The sequence below is a fragment of the Streptomyces noursei ATCC 11455 genome, from assembly GCF_001704275.1.
Lineage (GTDB): Bacteria > Actinomycetota > Actinomycetes > Streptomycetales > Streptomycetaceae > Streptomyces > Streptomyces noursei.
The window spans coordinates 9,748,425-9,770,501 of record NZ_CP011533.1 but is presented as its reverse complement, the minus strand read 5'-3'; the positions used below and the strand labels follow the sequence as shown (position 1 = coordinate 9,770,501).

At 66.4% G+C, this 22,077-nt stretch carries 16 protein-coding genes; 15 read left to right on the top strand and 1 reads right to left on the bottom strand.

Features of this window, described 5'->3' with window-relative positions; translation table 11 throughout:
- Positions 1–307: 307 nt before the first annotated feature.
- From SNOUR_RS46915 to SNOUR_RS41740, 9 genes are all read left to right on the top strand, one after another.
- Positions 308–1,147 (top strand): hypothetical protein, encoded by an 840-nt coding sequence (locus SNOUR_RS46915; RefSeq protein WP_159425709.1) that lies wholly within the window; start codon positions 308–310, stop codon positions 1,145–1,147.
- A gap of 240 nt (positions 1,148–1,387) precedes the next feature.
- Positions 1,388–2,242: a replication-relaxation family protein gene (locus SNOUR_RS41770; RefSeq protein WP_312631433.1), complete on the top strand. Its 855-nt coding sequence runs from the start codon at positions 1,388–1,390 to the stop codon at positions 2,240–2,242.
- A 420-nt stretch (positions 2,243–2,662) separates the two neighbouring features.
- Positions 2,663–3,130: a hypothetical protein gene (locus SNOUR_RS41765; protein ID WP_067342863.1), complete on the top strand. Its 468-nt coding sequence runs from the start codon at positions 2,663–2,665 to the stop codon at positions 3,128–3,130.
- A gap of 386 nt (positions 3,131–3,516) precedes the next feature.
- Positions 3,517–4,038: an XF1762 family protein gene (locus SNOUR_RS49515; RefSeq protein ID WP_079141898.1), complete on the top strand. Its 522-nt coding sequence runs from the start codon at positions 3,517–3,519 to the stop codon at positions 4,036–4,038.
- A 77-nt stretch (positions 4,039–4,115) separates the two neighbouring features.
- Complete coding sequence (locus SNOUR_RS45755) at positions 4,116–4,763, top strand: hypothetical protein (RefSeq protein ID WP_107407272.1); 648 nt, start codon at positions 4,116–4,118, stop codon at positions 4,761–4,763.
- Between the two features lie 72 nt (positions 4,764–4,835).
- Positions 4,836–6,524, top strand: a complete 1,689-nt coding sequence (locus SNOUR_RS41755; RefSeq protein WP_067342866.1) for an ISAzo13 family transposase — start codon at positions 4,836–4,838, stop codon at positions 6,522–6,524.
- A gap of 70 nt (positions 6,525–6,594) precedes the next feature.
- The gene (locus tag SNOUR_RS41750) at positions 6,595–8,280 is read left to right on the top strand and encodes an ISAzo13 family transposase (protein WP_067342868.1); all 1,686 of its coding nucleotides are present in this window, start codon (positions 6,595–6,597) and stop codon (positions 8,278–8,280) included.
- 702 nt (positions 8,281–8,982) lie between these two features.
- Positions 8,983–10,326, top strand: coding sequence for a cytochrome P450 family protein (locus tag SNOUR_RS44295; protein ID WP_079141900.1), 1,344 nt, complete (start codon positions 8,983–8,985; stop codon positions 10,324–10,326).
- Positions 10,327–10,891: 565 nt separating this feature from the next.
- Entirely contained in the window at positions 10,892–11,437 is a 546-nt protein-coding gene (locus tag SNOUR_RS41740) for an IS1096 element passenger TnpR family protein (protein ID WP_067342872.1), read from the top strand.
- Positions 11,438–11,513: 76 nt separating this feature from the next.
- On the opposite strand, the gene SNOUR_RS41735 is transcribed toward SNOUR_RS41740, so the two are convergent.
- On the bottom strand, positions 11,514–12,515 hold the full coding sequence (locus SNOUR_RS41735; RefSeq protein WP_159425710.1) for a hypothetical protein: 1,002 nt from the start codon (positions 12,513–12,515) through the stop codon (positions 11,514–11,516).
- A gap of 1,180 nt (positions 12,516–13,695) precedes the next feature.
- On the opposite strand from SNOUR_RS41735, the gene SNOUR_RS41725 reads away from it, so the two are divergent.
- The 6 genes from SNOUR_RS41725 to SNOUR_RS41705 all read left to right on the top strand — a co-directional run bounded on the left by SNOUR_RS41725 (position 13,696) and on the right by SNOUR_RS41705 (position 20,729).
- Entirely contained in the window at positions 13,696–14,049 is a 354-nt protein-coding gene (locus SNOUR_RS41725) for a hypothetical protein (RefSeq protein ID WP_067342876.1), read from the top strand.
- A complete protein-coding gene (locus SNOUR_RS41720) occupies positions 14,046–14,642 on the top strand; it encodes a hypothetical protein (protein WP_067342877.1) in 597 nt (198 codons plus the stop codon). Before SNOUR_RS41725 ends, SNOUR_RS41720 begins: the two co-directional genes overlap by 4 nt.
- The gene (locus tag SNOUR_RS41715; RefSeq protein WP_067342879.1) at positions 14,639–17,221 is read left to right on the top strand and encodes an ATP-binding protein; all 2,583 of its coding nucleotides are present in this window, start codon (positions 14,639–14,641) and stop codon (positions 17,219–17,221) included. The genes SNOUR_RS41720 and SNOUR_RS41715 overlap by 4 nt, the downstream gene beginning before the upstream one ends.
- Before the next feature lie 86 nt (positions 17,222–17,307).
- Entirely contained in the window at positions 17,308–18,144 is an 837-nt protein-coding gene (locus SNOUR_RS46910; protein WP_159425711.1) for a GP88 family protein, read from the top strand.
- Positions 18,145–18,304: 160 nt separating this feature from the next.
- Entirely contained in the window at positions 18,305–18,667 is a 363-nt protein-coding gene (locus SNOUR_RS41710) for a lasso peptide biosynthesis B2 protein (RefSeq protein ID WP_312631442.1), read from the top strand.
- Positions 18,668–18,896: 229 nt separating this feature from the next.
- Positions 18,897–20,729, top strand: coding sequence for an ATP-binding cassette domain-containing protein (locus SNOUR_RS41705; RefSeq protein WP_312631443.1), 1,833 nt, complete (start codon positions 18,897–18,899; stop codon positions 20,727–20,729).
- The last annotated feature ends 1,348 nt before the right edge of the window (positions 20,730–22,077 follow it).

Sequence of the window (22,077 nt, the reverse complement as noted above, 5' to 3'; positions counted from 1 at the left end):
AGGCGTGGCTTCGCATGAGGACACCGAGGATCTCGACTGCTTGACGCTGCGCCGCTCCGGCCGAGGATGGCGTCTCAACCCAGTGCTGCTGGCGCCCTCCCGCCGCGCAGGAACGAGGGCGGCCGCCTCGTGCAACCAGTATCCATTCGACGTCGATGCCGGTCTTGGGGCCGCTCTCGTAGTCCAGATGCCGACGACAGTGACGCCTCCCGTCGCCTCAGCGACAGCACTGTCATGTTTCCCGTATGGCCGGAGCAGAGGGCCCCGTACCTCGCATGTACGATTAACCATGCAGGAGTGCTGGCTCTTGGAGTTGCGAGTCGTCGCGGCCGTAACAGGCGGCGTTTTCCCAAGATGGCAGTACCGACCGGGCATCGAGCTGCATTGGCAGGCATGCGGCCCAAGGAGAAAGGTTGCGGTCGCGGTGCAGTTGAACCCGAAGACTGCCGTATACGAGGGCCGTACGGTGGTAAATCGAGACTGGATCAGGCAGAGAACCGGCGCTGGCCTGTCCACGGTCAAACTCTGGTACGCGGAGCGCGAGCAGCAGCCAGAGGGGTTTCGGCACCCGGAAAAGATCACACTCGATCGCGCCGCCTACTTCGACCGAGAGGAATTTGAGCGGTTTTATGTTGCGCATCAGCAGCGCAAACGTGACGCCATTCTTCCCACTGACCCGGAGCTGTACAACGGCGATCCGGATGACTTGATCTCCATTCGTCAAGCCACCGAGTGGTTGAATTTCGCCATGCCGGCTCGATCGCCATACGCCACCATCAAGAAATACTTGGTTGACTTTCCAGGGTATTTCCCTGATCCCGTAGGAGAGGTGGAGGGGCCGACTGGACATCCTCTACCTGCGTTTCTCCGTAGTGACCTTCAAGAGTTCGACCAGAAACGAAAGGGTGTCCAACCGGGCACCGGTACCGGCAGACCGGAGGGTTCTGTCACCGAGCCGAAAGGGCTCAAGGCTACCGACCGAGTCGATATTGCACGCGAGCAGATGCAGAAGCATGGTGGGTGGTATCGAGGGATCGCGACTGAACTATCGCAGAGAAACGGAGGATCACTAACGCTGTGGAGCGTAGCGGTTCGTGAGGCTCGGAAAGCCTTCCCTGAGGCATCCGGCAATCGCGACCGACCGTGAGGTTGGTGAGCGGCTGCCGCGCACGCCTCACCGCAGTCAGGTGGAGCCATAACCATGGTGGATGTGATTGCTTCGCAATGAGGGTGAGCCGTCGTGGTAGGTAGCGTGGTAAGCGGTTGCGGGTGAGCTTAAGGCGAGGGTTACCAACCCTCCCCGCGGCCGATGGCTGCGGGCCCTCCATGCCCGGGAACCTTGATGTTTACCTCGTCCCCCACGGCTTTCTCCCATCGGCCAACACCTGTGCGCGAGCAGGCCCTTGCTGCGCTGTTCGTCCATCGCGCCGCGGAAACGGATCAACTGCGGCGTCTGTTGAGTCCTCCTCCTGAGCTAAGGTACTTTCGGCACTGCCTCCGTGATCTTCAACGGCAAGGAGTGCTCAGCAGCGTCAAACGGGCGCACCATCCGAGCGTCTGGTCACTCACCAAAGACGGCGCCCATCTCGTCGCCAACTGGCCTGAGTTTGCCGGCCAGCGGCGGGTTCGCCGGCATACGGCGTTGGGGGCACGCACGGCACACACGCTGGCCGTGACACGGACTGCGCTGGCGTTTGTCGAAGATGCTCGTCGCCGGGGCGACGAGGTCACACCCTTGGACTGGTCTCCGGAGGTGGCTCATCCCGTCCGTGATGGGGCCGGTGACGGGGATCGCGCGTTGATCGCGGACGCTTTGCTTCGATATACCCGAACGGCGCCTACACGGGCGATGCTGCGGGCCTTCGTCGAGGTAGATCGAGCTACCGAGTCATCCGAGCGCCTGGCGTCGAAGGTGATCACCTATGCGAGGTTCCACAACCATGTCTCAGTCTCGGGGCGACGTGAGGTAGCAGACGTGTCCGGGATGCGTGCGTGGCAGCGTACGTACCCTGTCTTTCCTCGGCTGCTGTTCGTTTTGACCGGAGCCGGCCGGAAGGCGCTTTTGCATCGCGTGGCGGATCTACGGGCATTGGTCCGTGAGCATCCCGCGACGGCTCGGTTCGCCGAGGAAGTGCCCAGCGGTGCCGCAGTGCTGGAGGAGTTGGAGACCCAGGGTGCTTCGGCGGCGGTGTGGTGGCCCCTGGACGACCGTGTGGGCCGACGCAGCTGGATGGAGCTGTGAACCGGCCTTCCCACCGGTGCATGCCAGCAGGTAGTGGCAGACCGCGGCTGCCACCAATCTGGAAGCGGTCGCCTGGGCAGTATTCGCCGGCTAGGTCGAGGGGCCGGTCTCTCCCGCCTTCCCCCGTCGATGCAGCGCACGCTGGTGCGGAAGCCGCCCCAGCCGCAGGCCAGTTTCACGGGTCGACAAGATGCAGCGTCTCCCCCGTTGCGCCGGCGCCCGCCGGCGGGCGGGCCTACCTGGTACGGCGCTGCACTCCCATTGGGATTCGTTTCTCTCCAGCACTGCGGGGATCTCCGTGCAGCTCCGCTCAAGGGGACATTGGCGAGCGAGCACCTGTGCTGGCGACGCTCAGTATTCCCGGCAGCGGCCTGTGACCTCTACCTCGACAACGTGAGTCAACGATCGGAGGAATCTGCCATGCAACCAGATGTCGTCACTGCTCTGAACGACTGGGAACTGGAATGGGACCGCGTCCAGAAGACCGCGATCAAAACGTTGCAGACTGCGTTTATTCCGCTGGCGCGAGCCAAGACTCCGACGTACTGCTGTGCTATCACGTTGGAGTACGACCATGCCGATCTCGGTTCGGGGAAGTTGTGCCTCGACGATCACGGGCGAGTGACCATCGACTTCGGTGACCTGCCCAACGGTGTGATCGCTGAGGCGATGGACGCGGCGTTCGGAATCGCCAGGTTCAACGGTGCGGAGAAGGCTCTCGGAGAGTGCGGGCCCGGGACCTACAGCTACGACTGTGAGACTACAGGCGCTGATTTCGAGGTCGTTTTGGGCACAGCCGAGGTGGGGAAGTTCTGCACGAACTTCGTGACGGTTCCGGATGCGACAGTGATCCTCGACTGTCTGAGCACTGCAGCCAAGCGGCGCTAGCTGAATACGAAGTGAGCCGTGTGCACCGAGAGTCTGCACAATGCCGATCGGTTCCCGGAGTGGGGCTTCACTCCGTCCACGATCTGGTTAAGCGGCGAACCAAAGGGACGGGGCCGCCCGCTCGTGGAGTGTGCGGGCCGTGCCGGCCAGTCAAGGGCGCCTACGGCGGCGCTACGCGCTGGGCGATGCCCACCCTTGACTGCCCGCCCCGTCCCTGGACCTGGCTGGCTATCGGGCGGCCCCTCCCGTGTGGCGACCCTGCCGGAGCTGGAGCGCGAGGACGGGGTATCCAGCGCCTGCGGGTTCGGCTGCCATGAGCAGGGGGCGGTGCGTTTCAGGTCCACATCCGTACGTTGCGTTGGAAGTAGTAGCTGAGGGAGTCGTCGGTGACCCTATCCATTTGCCCGCTGAGCTTCCGGCATGCCTGCGAGGTAGTTGACGCGATGCATCGGCATCATCGCAGGCCACAAGGTCACAAGTTCTCGTTGGGAGCGATTACTGCCAGCGGCGATCTGGTTGGTGTAGCGATCGTGGGAAGACCCGTTGCTCGTGCCTTCGATGACGGAGTGACGGTTGAGGTAACCCGGTTGGCAACCGACGGCACGCGGAATGCCTGCTCACTTCTCTATGCGGCTGCCTGGCGGACGGCCAAAGCGGCTGGATACCACCGGATCATCACCTATACCCAGGAGGGCGAGAGCGGGGCCAGCCTTCGTGCTGTGGGATGGCAGGCAATCGCGCACCGGGCGCCTCGGACCGGCTGGGACGCACCCGGGCGGCCCCGCCAGGTGCTCGGTACCGAATTTGTGGCGAGGACCCTATGGGAGAAGACAGCACGGGCCACCCCGCTCCTGCGCCCGCCAAGTCGGGACGTTCGTGGCAGGCATCCGGGCTCCGATATTCACTGACGCTTCCACCGGCTGTGCGGGTCACCGGGCGCCGGATACCGCGTTTCTGTTAACTCGCCCTGAATCAAGATGAGTTGATGACAATCGACCAGAACCGTGACCAGCAAATGCACCAGAATGGCCGGAAGGGAGGCCAGACCGCCCGCCAGCCCGGCCGCCGCCCGCTCCGGCCGACAGCATCGCCTCCCGACCGGATCCCTTCCGCTCCCCTCTCCCGCCCGAGTGAGCGACTGGAGGGCTACGTCCGGCGCATTGCCGCGGCCGCCGACGTCCTGCTCATGCGGCAGCGGTCGTGCGCAGGAGGGGAAGGCTCGGTGCCCGCATGGGGCGCTCAGTCGTCGCTGAGAACACTCGACCTCATCGCAGCAACAAACAGGTCCCACACCCAGTGTGACAGGGACAAAGACAGACCGGAGGCCGGCAGCGTGAAGCCGACAGGAGCAACGCCTGACGACATCGAACAGACCGAGCCGGACCGCCCAGGACCTCGGCGCAGCCACAACCGGATGGAGGAGTACGCCATGATGAACCACATGACTCAACCCCACCCCGACAACCTGCGTCTCATCGCCTTGATCACCGACCACGATCAAGCCACCGGCAACGCCCCTGACCCGGCCGGAAAAGTCGCCGGGTACGACAGCTTCGCTCTCCTTGGGGCAGCAGGCCACCGGGCCCAGCTGATGCTTGAAGGGCACGGCACCCTGCGAAAGACCGGGCCTTGACCCAAGGCCGGGTAGTTAGGGCTTGCCGGGAAACAAGCCGTCGCTTCCGGCTTCGAGGCTCGTTGTTGTGGTATGGGGAGACCGGAGGGGATCGAAGCCGCACTGACCGCGAAGTTCGAGACGCTGTTCCCGCATCTCGACGAGCGTCAACGGCGGCTGGCTATAGGAGCAGAAGCACGGTCACTGGGACACGGCGGGATCAAGCTCGTCGCCCGCGCGGCCGGGGTCCGGGAGGGCACCGTTTCGCGCGGCGTGAGAGAACTTGAGTCCGGCCAGGCACCGTTGGGACGTGTCCGTCGGGAGGGCGGCGGGCGCAAGCGCGCGGTCGATCTCGATCAGGGGCTGCGGCCCGCGCTGCTGGCCCTGGTCGAGCCGGACATGCGTGGGGATCCGATGTCGCCGCTGCGCTGGACGGTGAAGTCGACCCGGCACCTGGCGGCCGAGCTGACGCGGCAGGGCCATCGGGTCTCGGCGGACACGGTTGCCGTGCTGCTGCGGGAGGAGGGCTTCAGCCTCCAGGGCAACGCCAAGACCATCGAGGGCGCCCAGCACCCGGACCGGGACGCACAGTTCCGCTACATCAACGAGCAGGCCAAACAGTTCCAGGCAGCCGGAGATCCGGTGGTCAGCGTGGACACGAAGAAGAAAGAGTTGGTGGGCAACTACAAGAACGCCGGCCGCCAGTGGTGTCGTGAAGGCGATCCGGTCCGGGTCCGTACCCATGACTTTCCCGACGCCGACCTGGGCAAGGCGATCCCATACGGGATCTACGACCTGGCCGCGGATGCTGGCTGGGTCAGCGTCGGCACCGACCACGACACCGCCGCCTTCGCCGTCCAGACGTTGCGCCGCTGGTGGCACGCGGTGGGCCGCGCCGCGTACCCGCGCTCAGGCCGCCTGCTGATCACTGCGGACGCGGGCGGCTCCAACGGCTATCGCACCCGTGCCTGGAAGGCCGAACTCGCCGCGCTGGCCCTGGAGACGGGCCTGGAGATCGCCGTGTGTCACTATCCTCCAGGCACATCAAAATGGAACAAAGTGGAACACCGGCTGTTCTCCCACATCACCATGAACTGGCGAGGCAAGCCCCTGACCAGCCACGAAGTCATCGTGAACAGCATCGCGGCGACCACCACCCGCACCGGCCTGACCATCCGCTCCGAACTCGACACCGCCACCTATGAAACCGGTGTCCGCATCGGCGACCGGCAGATGGCAGCCTTGCCGCTGGACCGTCATGCCTGGCACGGCGACTGGAACTACAGTCTCCGACCCGAGCCGTATGCCCAGGTCAGTGATGTCCCGGACCCGTTCGATCAGCCCAGTCCCGACCTTGCCTGGCTGTGCCACCCGGCCCTGACCGGACTGCCGCCCGCCGAGTGGGATGCGCTGATCTCCACACTCACCGCCCTCCATGAGGAGCAGCGGGAAACGCACCTGGACAAGCGGCGTGGCCACCGACCCCGCATCAAGGGTGGCCCCCTGACAGGCCGTCGTCCCATCCTCACCCTCGCCGACCGCCTACTGGCCGCCCTCCTCCACTACCGGCACGGGCTCCCGCAGGTCACCGTCGCCCGCCTCTTCACCGTCACACCCGAAACCATCAACCGGCGCATCCGCGACATCCGCCAGCTCCTCGACACCGCCGGATACACCGTTCATCCCGCCGACACCCGTCTCGCCGCCCTCGAAGACCTCCAGGCTTTCGCAGCGGCGGCAGGCATCACCTGCCCATCAGAGATCAAGACGGCGAGTTATTGATCGGCAAGCCCTTAAAGGGCTTGCCGGGAAACAAGCCGTCGCTTCCGGCTCCGAGGCTCGTTGCCATGGTATGGGGAGTCCGGAGAGGATCGAGGCGGCCCTGGCCGCGAAGTTCGCGACGCTGTTCCCGCATCTCGACGAGCGGCAGCGGCGGCTGGCCATAGGAGCAGAAGCACGGTCGCTGGGCCATGGAGGCATCAGGCTCGTCGCTCGTGCGGCCGGAGTCCGGGAGGGCACCGTGTCGTGCGGGGTGACGGAACTGGAGTCCGGCGAGGCGCCGTTGGGGCGGGTGCGCCGGTCCGGTGGGGGCCGCAAGCGTGCCGTGGACCTGGATCCGGGCCTTCGGCCCGCGCTGCTGGCCTTGGTGGAATCGGATGTACGCGGGGACCCGATGTCGCCGCTGCGCTGGACGACGAAGTCGACCCGGCAACTGGCTGCCGAGCTGACCCGGCAGGGGCACCGGGTCTCGGCGGACACCGTGGCGGCCGTGCTGCGCGAGGAGGGCTTCAGCCTCCAGGGCAACGCCAAGACCATCGAAGGTGCCCAACACCCGGACCGCGATGCGCAGTTCCGCTACATCAACGACCAGGCCAAGGACTTCCAGGCCGCCGGAGACCCGGTGATCAGCGTGGACACCAAGAAGAAGGAGTTGGTCGGCAACTACAAGAACGCCGGCCACGAGTGGCGTCGCGAGGGTGATCCGGTCCGGGTTCGCACCCACGACTTTCCCGATGCCGATCTGGGCAAGGCGATCCCATATGGGATCTACGACCTGACCGCGGACACGGGGTGGGTCAACGTCGGCACTGACCACGACACCGCAGCCTTCGCAGTCGCCTCCGTCCGCCGCTGGTGGCACGCGGTCGGCCATGCCTCCTACCCGCGCTCGCACCGTCTGCTGATCACTGCGGACGCGGGCGGTTCCAACGGCTACCGCACCCGGGCCTGGAAGTTCGAGCTTGCCGCGCTGGCTGTCGAGACCGGCCTGGAGATCACCGTGTGTCACTTTCCTCCGGGCACATCTAAGTGGAACCGAATCGAGCACCGACTGTTCTCCCACATCACGATGAACTGGCGGGGCAGGCCGCTGACCAGCCATGAAGTCATCGTGAACAGCATCGCAGCGACCACCACCCGCGCGGGACTGACAGTCCGCGCCGAACTCGACACCGCCAGCTACGAGACCGGCGTCCGCATCAGTGACGGGCAGCTGAACGCCCTGCCACTGAGCCGCCATGACTGGCACGGCGACTGGAACTACACCCTCCGCCCCCAGGAACACCGCCGGGACGGCGTCCTTCCGATCCCGCCCCAGAACGAAGCCGGCCCCGGCCGTGACTGGCTTACCCATCCCGCCCTCACCGGCATCCCGCACGAGCAGTGGGACTCGCTGGTCACCGAGTTGGCAGCGGCCCGCGCGGCTCAGCGGGAAGCAGACCTCCATCAGCGACGCGGCGGCGACCGGCAGAAGACCCCTGCCGCTGGCCTCTACACCGGTCGACGCCCCGGCCTCACCCTCGTCGACCGGCTCCTGGCCACCATCCTCTACCAGAGGTTCAAGCTCCCCCAGGTCGTCATCGCCCCGCTGTTCACCGTGACACCCGTGACCCTCAACCGGGCAATCAGCCAAACCCGCCGGCTCCTCCACGACATCGGACACGCCATCGAACCCGCCGAGACGCAACTGGCCACCCTCGACGATCTCACCGCACACCTCGGCATCCTCAAACCGGAGATCAAGACGGCGAGTTATTGATCGGCAAGCCCTACCCGGCCTTGGGTCAAGGCCCTCGGTCGTGTCGCCCTTCCTCTTGACCAGCTACGAGGACGCGTATCGGACCCCCTCGGCCCATAGACCAGGGCCCGTTGGAATTGGTAGCCCAGGTCAACGGATGACATTACAGCATTCCTCTGTGGACTCCTGACGGTTGATCTACTCGGCGATCTCGTGAGGGCTGTAACAATGCGGCGCGTCGAGATCCCTCCGGTTTTCGACTGGCGAAACTGGAGCATGCCGTTTTTCAGTGAACGAAGAGCACCCGTCGACGACAACGGGCAACTGTTGCTCTGCACATCTCCAATGACCGAGTCTGACCTGGGCGTAGCTCTTAGATGCTTCCGGACGGCTAGGTGGTTCCCTCTGCCAAATTGCAATAAATTTCGTTCCGTTGGGCTCTGAGCGGGAGCACTCAAATCAAATCTGCAAGAGGTCAGCGGGCAGCCAGCGACCAACGTTCTGCAAGGTGATGCGACCGCCATGCCCGACCCATAGCTCAGGTGGGAAAACCAAACCCATTCTCTGCGATCCACCCTGATGCACTGTTCCTTCGTGCCCACTACTGCCACGCGGAGCGGACCGACTCGGCCTCATCACGCCCCGAACTGCCGGCTTCGCGCTTGCATGCACCGCGGCTTCCCTGCCTGATCCGTTTTCACTCACCATGCGAGGAGATCCCGAATGGCAACCCCATCGCTGCAGGAAGAGTTCTGCATTCGAATCGACCCGTATGGGCGCGCCATTCAGGAGGAGGCGGCCCATCTCCGAAAACTGGGGGACCTCATTGCAGTTGAACTTCCTGGCAGCATAAAGGCTTGGGCACCAACTCGCCACAGCGTACTCAAATTCCTTCTGACTGATGACCGGGTGAGCAAGGACGCCACGCAGCACTGGGACGCTTGGCGTAGCGGCTGGCTTCAGGAAAACCCTGAAGCACAATGGATATACGCGTGGTGCGGGGTCCGTAACATGCTCACCGCATTCGGACCTGATCACACTAGGCTACGCAAGTTGGTCGCTCCGGCACTTACGGCAGGGCGAATCAAGGCGCTCCATCCAGCGATAGAGCGTATAACTGCAGAATTGATCACTCATCTCGCCAGGCGACCGGCAGGGGAAGTGGTAGATCTTCGGGCGGCGTTTGCTCACCCCTTGCCCATGGAGGTCATCTGTGACCTCTATGGGCTTGGCGAAGGCGAGCGCGCTGACGTTGCTGCCCTCGCCTCGACGATGATGGACACCTCCGCTCTTCAGACCACCGCGATCGAGGCGTTGGAGGCCGCTCGGGCCGCCCTCGCTCGGCTGGTTGCCCGCAAGCGCACTTTCCCCGGCGATGATTTGACCACTGTGTTGATTGACGCCCGCGATGGTCGGGATCAACTTACCGAGGAGGAGTTGGTCGACACGTTGATCCTCGTCCTTGTCGCCGGCCACGAGACAACGGTCAATCTGATCGCCAATGCCGTCATCGCCTTGCTGCAGCACCCCGACCAACTCACACTGGTCCGAGGTGGAGCTCTTCCGTGGAGCGCCGCCATCGACGAGACGTTGCGGTGGGCACCATCCATCGCAAACCTTCCATTGCGGTTCGCCGTTACGGACATCGCCGTCGCAGGACGCACCATACGAGCTGGCGAAGCAATCTTGTCTACCTTCGGTACCGTCGGTTGGGATCCCGCCCAGCACGGCGCAGGAGCCGCCGCCTTTGACATACGGCGTGCGCGCACCGGTCACTTGGCCTTCGGTCACGGCGTGCACTATTGCCTAGGAGCACCATTGGCTCGCGCAGAGGCATCGATTGCACTTCCTAAGTTGTTCGCACGATTCCCTCGCATCGAACTCGCCGAAGAGGGGCGCCTTGAGCCCCTCTCCTCTTTCATAACCCATGGGCACCGTGCGGCCACGGTATTCCTCAACGGCACGGATATGGTGCAGCCTCCGACTTTCGCGCTCACGCAAAGCACACGTTGTTCTGGCTCCGAACTGACTCCGGAAGAGGGGCAGGCCGGGACAACTGCTGCCTGAGGTTTGGGCGTTGGAGGTCTCAGGTGGTGCTGCCCACTGCCTCCCACAACCACCCCTGTCTTCGACCACGCCAGATGGGGAGATACACCCCGTTCCCAGCGAGCCGAAGCGGCCACGTGGACGCAACGGCTCATGCCACGGTGATTCGAAGTTGATGGGGTACGCCGGCGCGTATCGCTTCAGCTCGGCTCCTGAGTTCGGCTGGGGACACGGCACGCGTCGGCGGAGCCGTGCCGTAGCGTCACGGGTTGGCTCGTCGCCGGCTCCGTGCAGTCAATACACCGCATGTGTGCCCCCTCGCAGTGAGCCCTGGTCACTGCCCCCGAACGTGTCAGCAGTGCGGTACGAGGCGCCATCGGCATCGTTAGCGTTGGAGCTATGACGAACGGCCTACAGTCCGGTCCGTGCGCGGGGACGGAAACACCAACGCACCCGACTACGAGCCAGGGGTGAACCATTTGCATAGTGTTCCCTCACTGCTGACCGCCGCATCACATGATGCGGCGGGTCTACGTGTGCTCCCCGGAGTCGAACCGGGGACCTGACGATTGAAGAGGTTGCGATCGTGGCACGTACCTGGCTGTCCATCAGGGTGGAGTTGGTCTCTGGGCACGGTGTGGACCTGTGGCCTCGCCCTGGCCGTGTCTTCGCCGCCGCGCGCTCGCACTCCTTCGCTCAGTTCGCCACGGCCATCGATCTCGCATTCGGCCGCTGGGATCTGGCCCACCTGCACCTGTTCACGTTGTCCGACGGCGCCGAGATCAGTCCCCTTGATTGGTGGGACGACGAGGCCCCGAATGGCACCGTCGATGGCCGTGCCACCACGCTGAGCAGGCTGCAGGCCGGCGAGCAGTTTGCCTACGTCTTCGACATGGGCGACGACTGGGCCCACCTGTGCACGGTGGCAGACAAACGCATCGATCCTCTCGACGAACTCGGCGCGGCACCTGCCCGCCCGGTTCCCTACTGGGGCTGGGGCAACCTTCCGGACCAGTACGCACGCCGCTGGGACGAGGACGACGGTGAGTCGCCAATGCCGAAGCGCCCAGCGCGCGGGCTCGGCGACCTGCCTCCGATCCTGCCGTGGTGGGGCGAGCGCCGCCGCGGGTGATCTCACCTTGAGATTTAACGTCTCGACTTATCACGCGACATAGACGTTGCGCGGATCAGTGTCGGTTGGTGGTCCGTCACCGGCGTAGAACGTTTACGACGCGTTCCCTGCCCAGGATCGGGGCGTCCTCGCATCCTTCGGGGGTGACGAGGTAGGGGCCGACCCACTTGCGGGAGTAGCCTGTCGGGTCGTCTTGGTCGGGGTAGGTACGGCGGTGCGGCTTTACGAACCACTGGTGGCGGTAGACGCGGCCGGCGGTGTCGCGGGCCCCGCGATCGTCGTTGGGGGCGGGCCGGATGGACTGGCGCAGCGTGATGTAGCGGACCGGGGTATCAGGGTGTTCGGCACCGGCCCGGCGCAGGCGTTTGCGGGCAGCGGCGTCGGGCCGTACCTGCTCGGCCTGCCACAGTGCGCGGCGTGCGTCGGCAGGCTGGCGGATCAGCAGCAGGGTGCCCAGCAAGGTCCGTAGGATCCGCAACTGGTCCTCGTTGATGTCGTTGAGGCGGTCGGCGCCCACGCTGTACCGGTCCTTCGCCGGGCGACCGTGCTTGTCTATGGCCCAGGTCTGCTTCATCTCGTCCCATGGGGTCTCGGTGTTCAGCGGGATCGTCGCGCCGAAGCCGATGGCCAGGTCACCGGCGAGCGAACTGTGGACCTGTCTCGCCCAGCTCGGATCAGCCCGGTTGCCCGCGTCTTCCAGAGCGCGCCGGTAGGGGCCGGCGTCGTCCAGGACCAGGACACGCAGCGACATCCCGGTCCGGCACCACAACACGGCCCGAGGCCGCCCGAGAGTCTTGGTGTGGGCGCTTGGGTCGTCGGACCAGATCAGAAACCCGATCGGATCCGGCAAGTCGTCCGCGTCGAACGCGCACACCGGCAGTTCCTCGCCCGTCGTGCGCGCCAGCCACGTCATACGGTCGTTGACGAAGAACTGTTCCGCGCCTCGTACTGCCGACTGCATCAGGAGTGGATCGGTGAAGCCGTTGACCTGCACCGCGCCCGATTTGAATTTGACCCACAGGAGCAGGTCCTGGCGGACCTCTGGAACATCGCACGCACGCAGGTGAGTTGTCGTCACATGCGGCAGCCTCCCGAACCGCGTATCGCGATGCAAGTCGGGGGCGGGTCTGACAACGGGGACTATGCCTCCGTGCCCTGGCCATCGTTGCTGGGGGTGCTTACCGCAGAGTCGTGATGGGCCTGTGACGGGTGAGCGGAGCGCTGGTAAGCGTCGTGGTAAGCGGCCTGCGGAGAGTCGGGATATCCAACTCCCGAGGAGTCGTCGTGCCGCCCTTGCCCGCCTCCGGCAACCATCGCCGGGCCTCCGCCTCATCACCGTCGGATTCTGCTGGACAGTCGCTGCGTCATCGCAGGGTTTCTTTGGTTCGTGCCGCAGCTCTGGTTGCGCTGGCGTGCGGTCCGCTTGCGCTGGCGACGTCGTGGTTTCCCTCAGTGCCGGCGGTTGGCCCGGCCCACGGTGCCGTGCAGCAAGCGACCGGGAAGTCCGGAGGGGCAGAGGGGCCGGGGGGCTTCGCCGAGTTGTTCGTGAGGATGTGGCTGGCCGGCGATCCTGGGGACGGGCAGGCGTCCGATGCGCAGAAGACTGCGCGATCGTTGGCTCCGGAGGTAGCCCTTCCGGAGTTCCACGGGCGTCCCCCGGCAGTGACAGTGGTTCGGACCGTGCGTTGTGAGGCCGTGCGGCCGGGGGCGTGGTCGGTGACGGTAGGGGTGGTGCTGCAGTCCCCTGGGACGGGGCCTGCGGTGCGCTACTTCCGCTTCCCGGTGCTCTGGCGAAATGGGGCGGGTGCGGGCGGGGGGCAGAGCTTTGTGGTGACCGCGGCGCCCTCTGCTGTGCCCGGCCCCGTTGCTGGTAGGGCCGGGTCGTCTCCGTACACGGTGGAAGTGTCACCCGGATCGGCGCTTGCATCGACGGTAGGGCAGTTCTTGGCGGCGTACCTGGGTGGGTCCGGTGGCGCCGAGCGGTACCTGGCCGCACGTGTGCGGCTTCCTGCTTTGGGTGTGTCCTACGGCGGGGTGCGTACCGAGAGGGTCAGTTCGACACAGAGCGCTGGCGAGGTAGGGCGGGACGGGCAGCAGGTACGTGTTCTTGCGCGGGTCGTGGCGCGCGATGCTCAGGGGACGCAGTGGCCGCTGAGTTACGCGCTGCGGCTGTCGGCGCGCGAGGGCCGGTGGGAGGTCCTGGCCGTGGAGAGCGGTCTGGAGGGCGAGGGTGTGTCGGGTAGGGGAGGTGGTGCGTGATGCATACCGGTCAGACGGTGCAGTTGGCGGGTGCGTTCGCCGACATCGGCAATCACCTGTTCCAGTTGGGGACGAGTTGGGCTGAGGGCGCGCTGAAGCTGGCGCTGCTCATATTGATCGTCGCGAAGATCATTCAGCGGTTCAGTGTGAAGGCTGGTATCGGGGCGATCCTCGGCTACGTGATCATCCTGGCGATCTACAACTCTCAGACCCAGCTGGCGGATGCGTTCAAGGACGAGATCACCCATGCGGGATCCGCGCCGGCTGGGGTGGTGCGCGTTGACAACCGCGGGCCTGAGCCGCTCGGGCCGGCGGGTGCGCAGGGGCGGAGTTCTGGGGGTGATCACGCGTGAGCGGCGTCGATGTCGGGATCCGGGTTGGTCGCTCGTATACGCGGGCGCGGCGGTTGCCGTGGGTATTTGGGAAGGTCGGCGACTGGGTGCTGCCGTTCGGCCCCTATACCGCGGCGCAGATCGGGGTGGCGTTCGTCGGCGGGTTCGTGCTGATCAAGACCTTCTCCTGGTGGCGTGTGCTGGGGCCTGTGCCGGTGGTGGTGCTGGTCGTGGCGGTGTGGGCGGTGCGGCGCGCGAGGATCGGTGGCCGGACGCCCTTCAACCTTGCTGTGGGGGTGGCGGCCCGGATCTTCCAGCCGCGCGGCGGGCGGGTCGACGGCCGGGCAATGCGCCCGCCGAGGCCGCAGGTCGTGTACGGCGGGTGCGTGATCGAGGAGGTCTCTGTGGGGGTGGCGGACGACGTCGCCGATCGCGCTGCGGTCGGTGGGAAGCGCGGTCTGGGTGCGCTGTTGCGAGGGGTAGAAGGACGTCTTCCGCGTGAAGGTCGTCGTAAGCCGCTGCCTCCGCCGCAGCCGCGGCCGGTGCCGACGGCTATGCAGCAGATCTTGCAGCGGCGGGACGCACGGGGCGGGGATGGAGGCATGGGCGCATGAGGCTCGCGATGCGGCATATCGCCGGCAACGTGGTGTGGTCGGCGACCGGTGAAGTGTGGGCGGTATGGCGGCTGGACCCGCAGGGCGGGCAGTACGCCAGTGCCCGGGAGCGGGCGCAGAGCTCCGGCCGACTGGCTTCGCTGCTGCGCGCGTTGCCGACGGCGGCACGGTTGTACAGCCTGTGTGCGCAGACCGATCCGGGGGAGATCGCCGCGCGGATGATCGCTGACGTGTCGTTGGAGGACTGCCCGCATTGGGCGGAGGTGACCCGGGCGCGGCTGGATCTGCTGGACGGGGTCGAGATGCACGAGCGGACCTTGTGGCTGGCGGCCCCGCTGTCGGCGACGGGGTGGCGGGCCGAGGTGCGGGCGACGTTCGGTGCCGCGTGGGCGGAGGTCGGTGCGGTGCTGGGGATGCGTCCGGCTGCGGTGTCGGAGGAAGAGGTCATCGGCTACGTGCAGCAGGCTCGGCGGCTGGCGAACGAGTTCGAGGCGTTTGTGGAGCTCCGCCCGGCTCGTCCGGCGGAGATCGTGTGGATGCATCAGCACGCTGTCCACCGTGGTCAGCAGGAGCCTTTGTTGTTGGAAGCGTCCCGGCACCAGGGGTTTGGGGGCGAGATCGCTCGTGGTGTGTTGCGCTCACCGTCCTATGCCGATCTCGGTCAGGTACGCCTGCTGGAAGGCGGGCACGGTGAGCACAAGCATCGCCCTCGTTCGCGCCGTGCCGAGGGGAAAGCGTCGCTGTTGAAGCGGGCGTGGCTTGAGGTGGAGTCGGCCAGCGGTACGGGGTATCAGGCTCATCTTGCCCTTGAGGAGATGCCGCGTGCTGTGGACGAGGCGGATGCCGACATTCTGGCTCAGTTGGAGGCGCTGCCATGGCCGGTGGATGTCACGGTCGACATGTCGCTGGTGCCGGCGGAGAAGGTGAGTGTCGAAGTCGCCAAGCGGCGGATGGAGTTGTTGGATCAGATTGAGCAGCGCACGGCGCAGCGTGCCATTGGTCTGCCTGATGAGATGCATGATGCGATCGAGGACCTGGACGACGAGGCCGCGCAGGCTGCTGCCAGTCAGTTGGAGGTGGAGGTCCGGTTCGTCACCGTGCTGACGGTGTGGGGCCCGACGCCGAGTGTGTGTATGGAGCGGGCTCAGTCGCTGCAGAAGCGGCTGGGTGGCGCCAGCTATCGAGTGGTGGCTCCACTGGGGGCGCAGGTGGATCTCTTCACGATGGGCTTGCCGGCTGGTGGCAGTCCTTCGAAGTTGAGGGAGTTCACCCAGTACCAGCTTTCGGGTGACTTCGCGCTCAACGGGGCATTGTCGGTGGACGTGTTCGGTGACCGCGGTGGGCAAATGGTCGGCATTTCGCTGGATGCCGGCACGGTGCGGCCGGTGCTGTGGGATGTGGCTGATGCACCGCGTCAGGACGCCTCTGCTTCGTTGGGTGTGGCGGGTGATTTGGGTGGCGGCAAAAGCGTCCTGCTCAAGGTCATCGCGTCCGGTGTCGTCGACCGGGGCGGGCGAGTCATCGTCATCGACCGCACGCCGGTGCGGGAATGGGCTCACTTCGCGAAACGAGCTGCTCCCGGCAGGTGCCAGGTCGTGGACATCGCTCGCGCGGAGGTGTCACTGGACCCGTTGCGCCTGTTCGACCGGGATACGGGGATCCGGTACGCCCGGTCGTATCTGAGTCTGCAGTTGGGAATCGGCCCGATGACCACGCAGGGGGCGCTCTTGAAGAAGGCCGTGGTGGCGGCCGCCGACTCGCAGCAGCCGTGCATGGCTCGGGTCGTGGTGGAACTGGATTCCATGACGCACGGGGACGGGGCGATGGCGCGTGATGCGGCGACCTTGGCCGCGCTGTTGCAGGTGGTGCGCGACGAGCCGCTCGCCGCCGCGGTGTTCGACCCCAATCTGCCGGTCCTCACGATGGATGAGGGCAGCTGCGACGCGGTGGTGGTGACCACCGCGGGTCTGACATTGCCGCCGCGCGAAGCGGTGTTGAACCCGGATCTGCTGCGTATCCAGCCGACCGAGGCGCTGATCGGTCGGGCCGTGCTGTATCTGGTGGCTGCACTGGCGCGGGAGACGGCGTTTGCCATCGATCGGTTCTGCCAGGTCATTGTCGATGAGTGCTACTGGCTGACGATGTCCGCGGAAGGCTCTGCGCTGGTGCACGAGGTCGTCTCGGATGGGCGGAAGCACTACGCCGGCATCGCGATGGGGGCCCATGACGTACGCGAGCTGGGTGGCGAAATGATCCGTGGGCTACTGGCCTACTTGGTCATCTCCCGCACCACCGACCGGACCCTAGCCGGGCACGCTTTGACTGCCTTGGGGCTGCCGGGCGACGACGAGCAGTTGCTGGAGAAGGTCATGACGTTGTCGCCGATGGGCAATCGGGAGCGTGCCGGCGAGATGCTCGGGCGCGATGCCCGTCAGCGCATTGGGCACTTTCAGGTGTTGGTCCCGGAGGTGCATCGCATCCAGGCCAGCATCTTCACCACCCCCGGCAAAACACCCGTACCAGGGGGCGCGACCGCGGCAGCTGGGGCCCTGTCAGCGGCTGACGCGCGGTCATCGTAGTCCTGATTGCGTGGTGGGGAGCTGCTGAGGGAGCGGGTGGTGAGCCCCGTGAAGGAAGCGACGCAAGACTGAAGGAGGAGAGTCTCGTGAGTGATCCCCGTATATCGGATAGCGCCTCGGTGGAAGAGGGTTCAGAGGCGCCGACGTGGGAGCGTCCTCGTGTTCTGTTGCGCCGTATGCGTTCTTCTTGCGCTGGTGAACGGGCGGAGAGGATCTGGAAATGGACTTTGCCGGCGTGGTCGGGAAAACTTCCCGACGGGCGCCCATACAATTCCTGCCCTTCGGCTGGAGAATGCCGAAAGATGTGTTATGCCCGCGCCGGGATGTTCATGATGCCCAGCGTTCTGCGGGCTCACCAGCGGAACCTTCAGTACGTCATGGATGAACCGGACGCATGGCAAGCTCAGATGATCGAAGAGTTGCAGCTCCCCCGGTTTCGGCCTGTCGGCGACACACCTGCACACGTACGTGTACATGACAGCGGAGATTGGTTTTCCGACGAATACTTGTCGCGATGGCTTGAGGTTATGCGAAGCGCACCTGACGTCGCGTTTTACAACTACTCCAAGGAAGTTGATCGACTAAAGCGCATTGCCCAACCGGATCCACCCCCGAATTTCACGTGGCGGTACTCCTACGGGGGCCTCCAGGACGAACTGATCGAACCCCATGACCTTCATGCTGACGTGTTTCCCGACGAGGAGTCGCTGGCCGCAGCCGGCTACGTCTCGCAGACCCCATCGGATCTGCTCGCCGCCTATGGGCCGGAGAAGCTGGGTCTCGCAGCAAATAACTTGCCGGGGCAGAAGCGGAAGCAGGGCGACAAGTCCTTCAGGGCTCTGCAGAGGGCAGCCAACGCCCGCGCCGCGGGTCGGCGATATCCTCGGCGCGGACCGGTACCCCGCCGCCCCGAGGCGCGATAGTTTCCCTGCCGGCGGCAACCTCTTGTCGGCCGGACGACGCCAATGGGTCTAGCTCCTGACGCGCTCGGCATTTGGCGTTCCCGAACGCAGACAGTTGAACGACGGGCGCGTGGGGAAGACTTGGGGACACATGCCGGTCGATGGGGAGGGGGCGGTGTCCGTGGCCGCGGTCGCAGGTGCGGACTCCCTAGCCGCGAGCCCGCTACCGCTGCGCTGGAAGCTCGCCGCCGTGCGACTGCTGCACGGCCTGCCTTACGCGCGCCTCGCCCGGCTGGAGGCTCTGTATACGGCGGTGCTGGCGGTGATTCCCTCGTGGTGGCCGGGCCGGATTGCGTGTGCGGAACTGAGCCTCGCCACTGTCATCGCGACCGCCCTGACCGGCCGCAAGGCCCGCTGGGTGCACGGCGCCCGCTTCATGCCCCACGCCGCACACGCCTGGGCCGAGGTGCCCGAAGGCACGGTCGGCCGGGACATCGGCGACGCCGTCGACCGGCCGTGGATGCCGGTCCTGGCCGAGCCGTAGCAACTCCCGCGCCACCGTGGTCCGGGGCCAACACGAGCCTCCCCGGCCCTGGACCACGGCATCACTCGTTCGAATGAAATGCTGACGGGGGCGGTCGGGGTGACCAGGGGCGATCCCGGACCTGGGGGAACAATCCCGTTGCTCGGCCCCCTGGTTCGGCTCCCTCATGGGGCGCGTGAGTTCTTCCGTATCCTCCCCGCCTGTCGCCGCAGCGGGCCAGCCACCGGTCATGCACCTTGCCTCCGACCGGCACTTCGAGGCGAGCGTCAACCTGTCCACGTGGGCCATAGCCCGCCGACTCCCGCACACTCTCGCCCAAGCAGCCCGGCTCGGCTGGCGCACCGACCACCGTGCCGTCCTGACCCTGCTCACCTGCCAGATCGGCGCCGCCGCCCTCACCGCCACCGCGCTCGCGGCCACCACTCGCGTTCTGGCCGCTGTGTTCACCAGCCCCGACATCTCCACCGGCCTAGGCGAGAACCTGGCCGCCGTGGTCGTGCTCGCCCTCGCCGCATCCGGCCGCTACCTACTCGATGCCGCCGCCCGCGCGTCCGCCGCGCGCCTCGCACCGAAGGCCGTCCGCGAGGCCGACTTGGAGGTCATCACCGCGGCCACCGCCGCCGAGCTCGTCGCCTACGAGGACCCGGACTTCGAGGACGCCCACGCCGCTGCCTCCGACGGGGCGGAGAAGACCGGCGACCTCATCCTCGACGCCCAGCTGCTGACCTCCGCCGCGGCCCAGATGGCCGCCGCCGCGACGGTCGTCACTGTGCTGCACGCGTTGATGCTGCCGCTGCTTCTCGCCTCCGTCATCCCTTGTGCATGGGGTGCCGTACGGGGGGCGCGGATCGAGCACGGCGCCCACCACCGCAACCTCGCCGACTCCCGTCTGCGCAACGTCTTCCGCGCGTACACCACGGAGCGGGCCACAGCCGATGAGGTCCGCGCAGGCACCATGGCCGGCTTCCTGATCCGGCAGTACCGCATCGTCTCCGGCCGCCTGGACGCCGAGCAGCTCAAGGCCACCCGGCAGGCCCTGGTGGTGCAAGGGATCGGCGATGCCCTTACGGCGGTCGGCACCGCCGCGACCTGGGGCGTGCTCGTGCTCCTGGTGGCCACCGGCCGGATGGAGCTCGCCGCGGCGGGAACTGCCGCGCTGGCGGTGCGGACCTCCGGGGCCGCGCTGGCCACGACGGTACGGGCCGGGGCCCGGCTGTTCCGCACCTCTCTGTCTTTGGACGACTGGGCCCGGTTCCTGGCCGTGGCCAAGCCATGGATGACCCGCCGCGGTTCAGCTCAGGTTGCCGAGGACGGGCCCCAGGTGATCAGCGCTACGGACGTCTCCTTCACCTACCCCGGGGCCGACCGGCCCGCGTTGGACGGCATCGACCTGGACCTCAAGCGCGGCGAGGTCATCGCGCTGGTCGGCGAGAACGGCGCCGGCAAGTCCACCCTCGCCCGCGTGCTGACCGGGCTGTTCCTGCCCACGAAGGGCTCGGTGCGGTGGGACGGCGTGGACCTGGCGGACGCCGACCCGGGCGCAGTGCTGTCGAAGGTGGCGCTTGTGCCGCAGGACTACACGCGCTGGCCACTGGCCGCCCGCGAGAACATCACCCTCGGCCAGCCCCGGCCCGAAGGCGACGTTGCCGTGCACGCCGCCGCCGAGGCCGCCGGCGCCGACAGTGTCATCGCCGACCTGCCCCACGGGCTGGACACCTCGCTGGCCCGCTCCTGGTGGGGAGGACACGACCTGTCCGGCGGGCAGTGGCAGCGCGTCGCCGTTGCTCGCGCTTTCCACCGCGACGCCCCCGTGCTGGTGATGGACGAGCCTACGGCCGCGCTCGATGCCCGCGCGGAGCACCGGATTTACATGCGGCTCAAGCATCTGGCCGCCGGGCGGGCGACCGTGTTCATCACCCATCGCCTGGCCAACACCCGCCTCGCTGACCGGATCATCGTCCTCGTCCAGGGCCGCATCTCCGAAACGGGTACGTATGACGAGCTGATCGACCAGGCCGGCGGCTTTTTTGAGATGTTGAAGTTGCAGGAGGACAGGGACTGATCCATTCGCTCACCTGTGAGCACGGGATCGGAGAGAGCGGCCCGGCGGTGCCCGTCTTACCGATGCGCCGCCGTCGGGATCCGGACCGATGTGGAGGGGACTCGCGGGTAGCCGCGGAGAGCGCCGAAGACCCGCTACATGTAAGGACCTGTGCGCCCGAGACGTCGATGAGAGGCCGGTGCAGTTCGTACGGTCTGTGGACACCGACAAGATGGACTTCGACTGCGGCGTCTTCGGGCGCGAACTCGTCCCCCATAAGAAGGGCACCAAACACCGCCGAACTGTTCAGGATTCAGGTCGAAGGCCCACCGCATATGGCTGATCACACCCTCGTCATCCCTGGCTTCGGCATCCTCCAGCCATGCCGCGCGCGGACACGAAGTTCAATGTCCGCGCGCCCCCTGGCGCAGTGCCTGAGCAGCGTGGTGGAGCAGCTCAGCCAGAGCCTCGTCGAATTCGAAGGCCCAGACCAGTCGGACTGCGGGCAGCACATAAATCTCAAGCCGACGGGTCTCGTATGGAGTTGTTGTTGCCGAGCCGGCGAGCCGCCGAGCCGCGTCTTGATGCCCGGCGAGGCAAGCTTGCTCGGCTGTTGGTCCGAACGCGTACGTCGTTGGCGGGCGGCAGCTGAGCTGGGCGTGGTAAGTCGCGGAAGGGCGCCTGGTGAGCAGCCGGGCCTCCCTCTTACCAGCCAGACGTGATGGCCTTGTGACGGGTGAGGAACTCGCTGGTGAGCAGGGTGGTAAGCGACCTGGCGAGCGTTGGGGCATCCCCGAACTCTGTTCTCAGGAGTGCCGATGCCCGCCCTGTTTCGTCGACTGCGTCAGCGTTTCCCTGCCGGCACGCCGGCGACGCCCGGTGTTCGACTGCGCCTACCGGATGCTCCCGGCGTGCGGACAGCCTCGGGCAGGCGTGGTCGACACCGGGCTCCACGACGTTCCTTCTTGCGCTGTCGCCCTGGCCTTCGCCCTCAGCAGGGCACCCATGGGGGTGGGCGGGGGCTGGTGTTGCTGGCGGTGGTTTTGTTGGGCTTGGCGCTGGCGGCAGTTGCGTGGACCACCGGGTGGTCGTCTCTGGCGCTTCCTCAGACAGGACGTGCTTTTTCGCCTGCTGCTCCGGTGTCCGGCCAGCCCCGTCTCCCGCGGCTCGACGGTGACCCGTGTGACCTTCTCGTGGGGCCGGCGAGCGAGTACTGCCACCTGCGCGCGACCCGGCATCGAACGTCTGCTCCGAGCCGGGACTCGGCGGAAGCGCGGCTGGCCACCGTGGTCTTGGGCCTGGGTGCCCTGACGGCGGGGGCTGGCGCGCTCGTCGTGACGCGGCGGCGGCGGTGAGGCGGTGGTTTGGC

What these genes read in the sequence shown, in the direction of transcription:
- SNOUR_RS41765 (WP_067342863.1), top strand. Translation starts at nt 2,663, where the DNA reads ATGCAACCAGATGTCGTCACTGCTCTGAACGACTGGGAACTGGAATGG.
- SNOUR_RS45755 (WP_107407272.1), top strand. Translation starts at nt 4,116, where the DNA reads ATGACAATCGACCAGAACCGTGACCAGCAAATGCACCAGAATGGCCGG.
- SNOUR_RS41755 (WP_067342866.1), top strand. Translation starts at nt 4,836, where the DNA reads ATGGGGAGACCGGAGGGGATCGAAGCCGCACTGACCGCGAAGTTCGAG.
- SNOUR_RS41750 (WP_067342868.1), top strand. Translation starts at nt 6,595, where the DNA reads ATGGGGAGTCCGGAGAGGATCGAGGCGGCCCTGGCCGCGAAGTTCGCG.
- SNOUR_RS44295 (WP_079141900.1), top strand. Translation starts at nt 8,983, where the DNA reads ATGGCAACCCCATCGCTGCAGGAAGAGTTCTGCATTCGAATCGACCCG.
- SNOUR_RS41725 (WP_067342876.1), top strand. Translation starts at nt 13,696, where the DNA reads ATGCATACCGGTCAGACGGTGCAGTTGGCGGGTGCGTTCGCCGACATC.
- SNOUR_RS41715 (WP_067342879.1), top strand. Translation starts at nt 14,639, where the DNA reads ATGAGGCTCGCGATGCGGCATATCGCCGGCAACGTGGTGTGGTCGGCG.
- SNOUR_RS41705 (WP_312631443.1), top strand. Translation starts at nt 18,897, where the DNA reads ATGCACCTTGCCTCCGACCGGCACTTCGAGGCGAGCGTCAACCTGTCC.